Genomic DNA, 6,258 nt, shown 5'->3' with positions numbered 1-6,258 from the left:
ATGTATACCTCAAACATGTTGGAAAACGGACTGGAGTTGGCAGAAGGACTCTCGAAAAAACACATTGGCGTCTGTTTTGAGACACAAAGTTCTCCTGCCTCCCTGCATCACGAAGGTTTTCCAAGTGTCATTTTAGAAGGCAAATCAAAGTATAAAACAAACACAGTATTTTCGTTTGATGTAGAATAGGATTGAAAGATAAGCCTATAAAGAAAACTTCTCAGTCAATAAGGTTTTGCATCAAAGAACTCAGGGCGTATAGAACTTGCTAGTGAGTGAGTACCCCCTTCTTATGGAAAAGACGGACAATGCTCCTTAAAACGCTGGCATACTGTTAAGAACAACAGTATGCCAGCGTTTTTTTAAATAGGATCAAATAACTCGACCAATAACAGGGAAATCGCACCTAATAATGTAGCATCATCACCAAGCTTTGTGACCGTAACTTCTGTTTGCTTCGCCTTTTGTGTCAGTGCCTGTTGTTGAATCGCCTGTGTTATTGCAGGCAGGATAAACTCCTCACTTTTCATCACCCCGCCACCGAGTACTATTTTACTAGGGTTTATGAGATGAATTAAATTCGTCAAACCTACACCAATTGCTTTTCCGGTTTCCTGCAAAGTCTGAATAAAGATATCATTCCTTTTTCGTGCTAATTCATAAACTCTTTCACCTGTCAGCGGTTCGAATTCAAACGCATCCCCAACCTGTTGACGGGCTCTTTTCGCAATGGCCTCTCCACTAACAATCGTTTGCAGACAACCACGATTTCCACATTCACAAACAGTTCCATTTATATCAATTGTCATATGACCTATTTCACCAGCTATATCCTGTGCACCATGGTACAGCTTTCCATTAATAACAATGCCCGCTCCAACGCCACGTCCAATATTGACAGCAACCATACTTTCCAAATCTTTATGACTTCCGAACCAAAATTCACCAAGTGCCATTGCTCGAGCGTCATTCTCAACTTTGATAATTAACTGAAATTCCTCTTCTAGCTCTGCTTTGATAGGAATATCTCTTAGGTTTAAGTTTGGAGCAATAAGCGAAGTTCCTGTTTCAACATCAACAACCCCATGCATTGCCACACCAATACCAATAACCTTTTCTCTTTCTATCGTTGAAGAACGTAAAATTTTATTGATATTTTCTTTTAATATTTTGATGAATTGATCGTTTGATATCGGTTTTCGCAGCTTACTTGATGTTCGTTCAAATACTTCTCCTGATAGGTCAGTAAGAATGCATTCCACTTTTTCCGGCCCAGCATCTACTCCAATAACATAGAATGCCCCACTATTGATCGAAAGCATCGTTGGCTTTCGTCCACCACCACTTCTTGCGTCTTCAAGTGCATTTTCTTTTACTATTCCTTGTTCAAGAAGTTCTTTCACAATACTACTCACTGTAGGTGGAGTAAGTTCTATTTCTTTTGCAATTTGAGCTCTGGAAATCGGTTCTGATTTACGTATCTTATTGAGGATATTAGCTTTATTTAAGGATTTCATTAACTGAAATGTACCACGTTGCATCGAACTTCCTCCATTTTAACTATATAAAGATTAGTCTCATTATAACATAATAAATTATATTAATTAATTTACAGGACGGTTGAATTCAGATACAACTTCATTTGACAGCTTATACTATATTTATCATTCTAATAACTTTTGCCGAGGTTATTGGCAGGTTTTGCGTGGGTATACTTAACTTCCTAGACACTATCATTAATATTAAGGCAAATTAATTAAAACAAATCCACATATCAGCTAGAATGGTACAACCCCTAATCGCTCCCTGCCAAGAACGTTCCACATATAAACATTCTCTCACGTTTAGATGATTGTTTGGCAACAATCAATTCAGCTACTTCTTTAATCGTTGTGAAATGTGTACTATCCATTAAGTTAGAAATACTACTTCTATTGACAATACTAGATTCTTTGTATTCGTAAGAAGAGAACGGACAATCTCCCAACACTTGTTTTGCTATCTGATGTCCTAAAACATTATTGAAATCTTTGTCATAGGCAGTAGGCTTTGTTTCTGTGGCTTCTTTTGAGATACCTGGAGCAATAGCAAATACAGACAGCTGTCCGGAAAAAGATTCAGACACTGACTCAATTGAGTACCGATACTACCTTTTGTTAATTAGAATCCTATTATGTATACTATTATTAAACCAAAAACAAATGGAGCGTTGAAGCATGTTCAAACATACATTAGATAAAACAGAACATTTTGGCGAGTCGTTGCCAGAACAAATAAGTAAGAATATATTAAAAAAGATTATTAAAGGGGAATTAAAAGCTGGAGATAAAATAGGAGAAGAAGAAATTTCTAAAGAATTAAACACTAGTCGAGCTCCGGTCCGTGAAGCACTATACTTATTACAAATCGATGGAGTAGTCGAAAGAGTTCCAAGAAAAGGAACTATTGTAAAGTCGTTTACGCAAAAGGATATTGAAGATTACCTTGAAACCATAATAGGAATTATTCAGCTTGGAATTGATTATTCAAAAGAATACTGGACAAAAGAAAATAAAGATAAATTCAAAGCATTACTAGAGGATTCGAATATTGAATACGATAATCAGAATATCATTGAATATCAGTATAAAGCAGAAAAGTTGTTTCGATTTATTATTTATATTACCGAGAACATTGGATTGATTCGGTTTTACGAAGAAGCGAATCATATATTAAATGTATTTGCCCAAGTCCAGATGAATAGTAAAACAATGGAAAAATTTCATGTGAAATTAAAATATTTTGCAACTACAATAATCGATTCAGATTTTAATAAAGCAAAAGAAGCAATCAAAGAGGCGATAAAAGAGGGGGCAAAATAAGAATCTAGTTCTTAGTTAAAATTGTCGACAATCGACATAACTTTATGTTATTCTAACTTGTAATCGGATACATTTTTTTGATTAAAGAGGAGGAAGTATATATGCAATTAGAAGGCAAGAAAATTATTGTAACTGGTGGTTCTCGTGGCATGGGTGCTGCAACAGTGCGCACATATGTAAAAGAGGGTGCCATTGTAGCATCACTTGATGTTCTTGACGACCTTGGCCAGCAAGTGGTTGAAGAGGCTAATCAACAGGGACCTGGTAAGGCAACCTACTATCATTGTGATCTTGGTAATCGTTCAGAAATCGAGAAAGCATTCCAAAAGGTGGCCGAGGAACTGGGCGGTTTAGATGTTCTATCACATGTTGCAGCTGTTCAACGTTCTGTTCCAGCTGCTGAAATCTCAGATGAAGATTATGATTTCCTTATGAATATAAATGTACGCGGTACTATGGTTACGAATCAAGAAGCATACAAATTAATGCGGGGACAAGGTAAAGGAGTTATTATTAACTATGGCTCTATTTCTGGACTTAGAAAAGAACCAGGAGCAACACTTTACTCTGCTTCAAAAGGCGCTGTTATGTCATGGTCAAGAAGTATTGCAGCTGAATGGGGACCAGAGGGAATCCGAGTAAATGCAGTTCTTCCAGCAATTGATACACCAATGTACAGAGATGCCCGCTCTCGCCTAACAGCTGAACAACTCGAGGAAATGGATAAAGCAAATCAAGCGGAAATTCCATTAGGAGGTAAATACGGAGATCCTGATGAGGACCTAGGTCCAGTTATGGTATTCCTAGCGAGCGATGCCTCTAAATTTATTACTGGACAATTACTACCTGTTGATGGTGGACAAGCTACCGTTAGATAATAAAATAAGCTAAAAGATGTCATTTCTTCTACTAGAAGAAATGACATCTTTTTACGCTTTGATCTTTCCTATACTTTTAATTGGTCATGAATCTCATTTGTTAACTCTTCTGCTTCCTTCATTATCCCTATTGCCATTGCCAAAAATCGGGCTATTCTTCTTCTGTTTTGCAGGTGATAGAGTAATACTACTTTCTTATCAACTATCATACAATCATTCGCATACAGTGCAACTATGACCTTTTCCTTCGATTCTGTTCAGTTATCAAGGATGGTTTAATTAGCATGGATACAATATTAAATTGGTAATTGACAATTTAATCTATTCCATTTGCAAACTTTAGCACATTAAATCAGTGGGGGTCAGGCACCTGCATTCTTACATTCCCTTCTTGCATTCCCATTCTTGTATCATGTTATTAACTTCTCCTTGGAGTTGCTGGAATTCCTTGTTTAGTTGTTTTCTTTGAGTTTCTGTTCTCTGGTCGCTTGCAGCATCTTCTGCAAGGCCGCGCATTATTTGAAGTTTCCCTTCTAGGACATCCAAGTATTCGATTCTGTCTTTTGTCCATTGAAGTTGATGGTAGTGTTCGTTGTGTGAATTATTCATTTAGTCACCCTAACTTCTATTTAATATCGATAAGAGTAGTGAGGCGATTGACCTCAAAATCTTTAGGTATTTAAAGCTGTTGGATACTGATTCCAATATCTCCAGATTCCCCTAATTGATCATTTAAGACAGAATCAATTCTATTCAAATCCTCAGGCAGTAGCATAACAAACTCAAAATCATCCAAGCTTCTATAAAAGGCTATTTTTCTATTTGCTTTCTCATTATATCCCGGAAATCTACTACTACCATACAAACCAAAGTACTCAACTAAAATTTCTTTTCCATCGAGTTCAATAAGCCAATCTGGTAAATATGATTCATTATATTCCCTATTCGTAAAACGTTTCCCTTCACGGGTAATTCTTGCATCTTTAAAGATTCTAAGCAGCGCATTATGTACGAGCAGCTCCTCATGGGAATCACATAATTGTCCATCATCTCCTACTAGCAAATTAAAGTCTGATGGTGTAAATTCATGTTCAGGAAATGCCTCCATAATCCATAAGTGTATTTTGCTTTCAAAGTGTCTATCCACTACACTAACAAATCGAGGGTATTTACTTTTGAAATATGCCCGGCTTAACATTGGCAATTCCTCAATTTCAACAAGATGTTTTCTACAATAGGAGCGAAGAGCTTCAATTCTATTTTCTCTATCATACCAAAATCTGTTAGGCACGCGTTTAAATTCGAAAATATCAAATTCGCCTGGGAAGCAGGCCTGCACAATGTTTATTGGAGAACCATCATACTGATCTAACAGCCCACCTAAGCCGTGTTCTGCAAACATTTTTTTCGTGAGGTGTTGAGGTATCTCTGCGAAGGGGATTGCGAGTTTTTCTATTAATCTAAATATAGCGGATTTCGCTGCTTCAATATCATGCCAATATCCTTGAGGTCTGATGAAGTCTTTTTGAGTAAATTCGTTTGGAAACAGGGCCATTATAAACTTTGATGGAGACTGCTTGTAGTAGCTCATGGCACCGTTAAATCTATATCTATAAAGAATTTCTTGTGTTACTTTTTGAGGAATCTCGTGAAGAGCAATTTGTTCCTCTTTAAGCATGGCAAAAAACTGTTCTTTTAGTATTTCCTTATTTCTAGCATGCCTTTGAGGAATTTTACGGAATTGATAGGGTTTAAAAACACCTGGATACATCTCATTAATCAGCTGGAAAGGTGAATCTTTATGTCGCTTCAATGGATTGGAAAGACCCCATTTAATCAAAAGGTCATATGTAATAAATTTAGGTATATCATAGAAAGAAATATTATTTTTTTGTAGCATATCTTCAAAACGGGACTTAATGTTTTCAATGTTAGACCAATAATCTACTGACACACGATAAAAGCTAAATACATCAAAGGCACCTGGATAAACAAGTTGCAATAGTTTTTTAATTGACTTAAAACGATTCAGTGCTCCCCATAATTTCTGTTCTTTAATGGTTTGCTTGGTGATCTTGGGAATACCTACTTTATTCAATTTCAATTTAACTTCAAAGGCATATCTAATAATCAAGATTACATACTGATCGTTCTGCCAAGTTCCCTTGGGAAGACCTTTGCGTACACCAGTAAATAATTCTTCATAGATCCCAATAATCGGTTCATTTTTTAAATCTTTATTATCCATTTTTCTGTAGATATCTAGCATTTTCATCACCTAAGTTTATTATAACATAAATAACGAACGAACGTTCCCTTTTTATTGAAATTACTGCCGTTACCTAAATCTGAAAGAAAAAACACCACTACAGTAAATAAAGATAATGTAGCTAATCCTTTTATCTTTTGTAGTTGGATATCTAGCCCCCCCCCCCCGAGTATCATTCCCCACTGTATTACGGGAGCATTTATCAATAGGTAAGAGGCATATTCAAAAATCCAGATTTAGGTTACGATAA

At 36.3% G+C, this 6,258-nt stretch carries 7 protein-coding genes and 1 pseudogene; 3 read left to right on the top strand and 5 right to left on the bottom strand.

From position 1 onward, the window contains the following. Positions 1–189 (top strand): annotated as a pseudogene (locus A4245_RS20665) (aldose epimerase family protein); the annotation flags it as partial. 173 nt (positions 190–362) lie between these two features. Here the strand turns inward: A4245_RS20665 and A4245_RS14505 are convergent. Both A4245_RS14505 and A4245_RS14500 read right to left on the bottom strand, forming a co-directional pair. Beyond that, positions 363–1,541: an ROK family transcriptional regulator gene (locus A4245_RS14505; protein WP_067729158.1), complete on the bottom strand. Its 1,179-nt coding sequence runs from the start codon at positions 1,539–1,541 to the stop codon at positions 363–365. A 254-nt stretch (positions 1,542–1,795) separates the two neighbouring features. Next, positions 1,796–2,125 carry a hypothetical protein gene (locus tag A4245_RS14500; protein ID WP_067729156.1) on the bottom strand — a complete coding sequence of 110 codons (330 nt, stop codon included), beginning with the start codon at positions 2,123–2,125 and terminating at the stop codon, positions 1,796–1,798. A gap of 91 nt (positions 2,126–2,216) precedes the next feature. On the opposite strand from A4245_RS14500, the gene A4245_RS14495 reads away from it, so the two are divergent. Continuing rightward, a complete protein-coding gene (locus tag A4245_RS14495) occupies positions 2,217–2,861 on the top strand; it encodes a GntR family transcriptional regulator (protein WP_067729154.1) in 645 nt (214 codons plus the stop codon). 101 nt (positions 2,862–2,962) lie between these two features. Further along, positions 2,963–3,739, top strand: coding sequence for an SDR family NAD(P)-dependent oxidoreductase (locus A4245_RS14490; protein WP_067729152.1), 777 nt, complete (start codon positions 2,963–2,965; stop codon positions 3,737–3,739). Positions 3,740–3,807: 68 nt separating this feature from the next. Here the strand turns inward: A4245_RS14490 and A4245_RS20195 are convergent, their stop codons facing one another. The 3 genes from A4245_RS20195 to A4245_RS14480 all read right to left on the bottom strand — a co-directional run bounded on the left by A4245_RS20195 (position 3,808) and on the right by A4245_RS14480 (position 6,008). Then, positions 3,808–3,948: a hypothetical protein gene (locus A4245_RS20195; protein WP_157087733.1), complete on the bottom strand. Its 141-nt coding sequence runs from the start codon at positions 3,946–3,948 to the stop codon at positions 3,808–3,810. Between the two features lie 169 nt (positions 3,949–4,117). Further along, positions 4,118–4,348, bottom strand: coding sequence for a hypothetical protein (locus A4245_RS14485; RefSeq protein WP_067729150.1), 231 nt, complete (start codon positions 4,346–4,348; stop codon positions 4,118–4,120). A gap of 70 nt (positions 4,349–4,418) precedes the next feature. After that, a complete protein-coding gene (locus tag A4245_RS14480; protein ID WP_067729148.1) occupies positions 4,419–6,008 on the bottom strand; it encodes a DUF4046 domain-containing protein in 1,590 nt (529 codons plus the stop codon). Between the last annotated feature and the right edge of the window lie 250 nt (positions 6,009–6,258).

Source organism: Oceanobacillus damuensis, from assembly GCF_001618145.1.
In the GTDB taxonomy this organism is placed as follows: domain Bacteria; phylum Bacillota; class Bacilli; order Bacillales; family Amphibacillaceae; genus Oceanobacillus; species Oceanobacillus damuensis.
Note: the sequence above shows the minus strand (reverse complement) of the source record. Positions and strands in the feature narration are given on the sequence as shown.